The organism is Bacillus cereus group sp. MYBK139-1 (assembly GCF_051916915.1).
GTDB lineage: Bacteria > Bacillota > Bacilli > Bacillales > Bacillaceae_G > Bacillus_A > Bacillus_A pacificus.
In genome coordinates, this window is sequence record NZ_JBQAHO010000018.1 from 1 (window position 1) to 2440 (window position 2440).

Consider the following 2440-nt stretch of genomic DNA (forward strand, 5'->3'; position numbering starts at 1 on the left):
TTGTCTAGCATCATAAAATAAAAATTGACGTTTCACGTTGTTTGTTTCGTTCAGTTTTCAAAGAACTACTTGGTCGCTCATTTGCGACTTCCTTATGTTAACATCTTCGTTAGTTAATGTCAACTAAGTTTTTCATTTTATTTGTCGCTTTCGACGTTTTTGTCATCGGCGACTTGTTCTATAATACACTTCTAACCTAAAACCGTCAATATATTTTTATAAAAAACTTCATTTTTTATAAATCTCTTCTATAAGAATATATAAGCAACCCATAAAATAATCTATGGGTTGCTATTCCATCATAAAAACTATTGTTCTTTTGAAGGTACTGAACAACTTTCATCCGTACAAAACATATCATTTCCGCCTTCAGAAGAAAGCTCTTGTAACTTAGGTGCAGGGTTCTCTTCTTCCCACACTTGCTGAAGTGCACCAACAAAAGTTTCAAGTGGTTGTGCACCTGAAATAGCATACTTTTGATTAATAATAAAATAAGGCACTCCTGAAATTTGATATTGCTGAGCGATCGCTTCATCAACTCTAACATCATTTGCATATGCACTTTTATCATGAATGACACGTAAAGCTTCTTGTTTATCTAAACCTGAAGCTTCAGCGATAGTAGCAAGCGTATCCACATCACTTAAATTTTTCGATTCAGTGAAATATGCAAAAAGTAGATTTTCCGTAATCTCTTTTTCTTTCCCTTGATCCTTTGCAAATTTCGCAAGACGATGCGCATCAAAAGTGTTCGTCGGCTTCATCTCATCAAAATTAAAACTTAAACCCATACTAGCTGCATGATTACCTAGCTGCACGTTATTACGTTTCGCTTCTTCAATGCTAATCCCATACTTTGATGCAAGTACTTCATTAATACTTGTTCCAGAATAGATTGGAGCATTTTGGTCTAATTCAAAACTTTTAAACTCAACTTCAACATCCTTCTTATGAGGAAATTGCTCTAAAGCTACTTCTAATCTACGTTTCCCAATGTAGCAAAACGGGCATACAAAATCTGACCATACTTCAATTTTCATAGAAACACCTCATTAACATGTAGTTTTCAATCATTGTAGCACTGGCACTAAGGAATTCAAAAATTTATGCTTCAAGCCTTATATACTACAACCTAAAATAAATCTATAAATAGAAAAACGATAATCAAAAGTATTACCTTCTGATTATCGCATATATAAATCTAATTATGCTTGAATATATCTTCCCACGAACCTCCATACGGTATTCCAATACGTATTTGAATCTATCTTCTCAGCTTCTCCATGTCCAGCACCTGGAACAATTAATTTCTCTTTTTCTACTTTTGCAGCATTATATACTTCATCTAACATTTCAAAAGGAACGAATGTATCCGCATCCCCATGAATGAATAGCATCGGTGTTTTACTTTTCGCAACTTGTTTTACAGCTGAAGCTTCTTCTAAATCATATCCAGCTCTTAATTTTGTAACTGTATTGGCCGCATTCATAACAGGAAACTTCGGTAAATGGAATAGATCTTTTAGTTGATAAGTAAATTCACCAACAACAGTTGAGTACCCACAATCTTCAATAATAACTTTAACGTTAGAAGGTAAATCCTCACCCGAAGTCATCATTACAGTTGCTCCTCCCATTGAAACACCAAATAGTGCTATTTCAGCATTGGGGTCTTTCTTTACAATTTGTTGGATCCAAATCAAAATATCTTTACGATCGTGCCAGCCCATCCCTATATAATCACCTTCACTATTTCCATGCCCACGAAGATCTGGCGCTATAACGTTATATCCTTGTTCATAAAAATTCCGGATATATTTCGTCATTTTTGATGCCCTACTATCATATCCATGAACTACAATTGCCCATTTATGACTAGATTGTTCATTCATATATTCATAACCCGTTAATTTTAACTTATCGAAAGAATTTATGTGTAGTGTATTAGGTTTATGATTTGATACAAAGTTCGCATCCTTTTCTTCATTTGTAGCGAACACATCTCCTGATGCATTCACGGTTTCTACTAAGTGAGGATTATCCTCTAAAAACTCTTTCTCTTGTTTCGCATTCAACGCATAATTATAAAAATAATTCCCGACTAACATATACACAATCGCTAGAAGGACTAAGGCTACTATAGTAATTATACCTATCTTTTTCATGTTATCTCCTTTTAAAAAATTAAATCTTCCTATATTAAAGTACTTCAAAAAACAACTGTACTATTTTAACATACCGATAGATTACTTCCACAAAAATAAAAAAATCTTAAACTACATATCGAAATTGAATATAACAGAATAACTTGAGACTGATCAGAAGTTAGAAACACAAAAAAGACGAGTCATTCTGACTCGTCTTACAGTTGCTTGGCGACGTCCTACTCTCACAGGGACAAGGTCCCAACTACCATCGGCGCTAGAGAGCTTAACTTCCG

At 34.2% G+C, this 2440-nt stretch carries 2 protein-coding genes; both read right to left on the reverse strand.

The window, feature by feature from the left end; translation table 11 throughout:
• Positions 1 to 308: 308 nt before the first annotated feature.
• Positions 309 to 1040: a DsbA family oxidoreductase gene (locus tag ACTFRS_RS28385; protein ID WP_318161272.1), complete on the reverse strand. Its 732-nt coding sequence runs from the start codon at positions 1038 to 1040 to the stop codon at positions 309 to 311.
• 165 nt (positions 1041 to 1205) lie between these two features.
• Positions 1206 to 2165: an alpha/beta hydrolase gene (locus ACTFRS_RS28390; protein WP_440025881.1), complete on the reverse strand. Its 960-nt coding sequence runs from the start codon at positions 2163 to 2165 to the stop codon at positions 1206 to 1208.
• Positions 2166 to 2440: the final 275 nt, after the last annotated feature.

What these genes read in the sequence shown, in the direction of transcription:
- ACTFRS_RS28385 (WP_318161272.1), bottom strand. Translation starts at nt 1,040, where the DNA reads ATGAAAATTGAAGTATGGTCAGATTTTGTATGCCCGTTTTGCTACATT.
- ACTFRS_RS28390 (WP_440025881.1), bottom strand. Translation starts at nt 2,165, where the DNA reads ATGAAAAAGATAGGTATAATTACTATAGTAGCCTTAGTCCTTCTAGCG.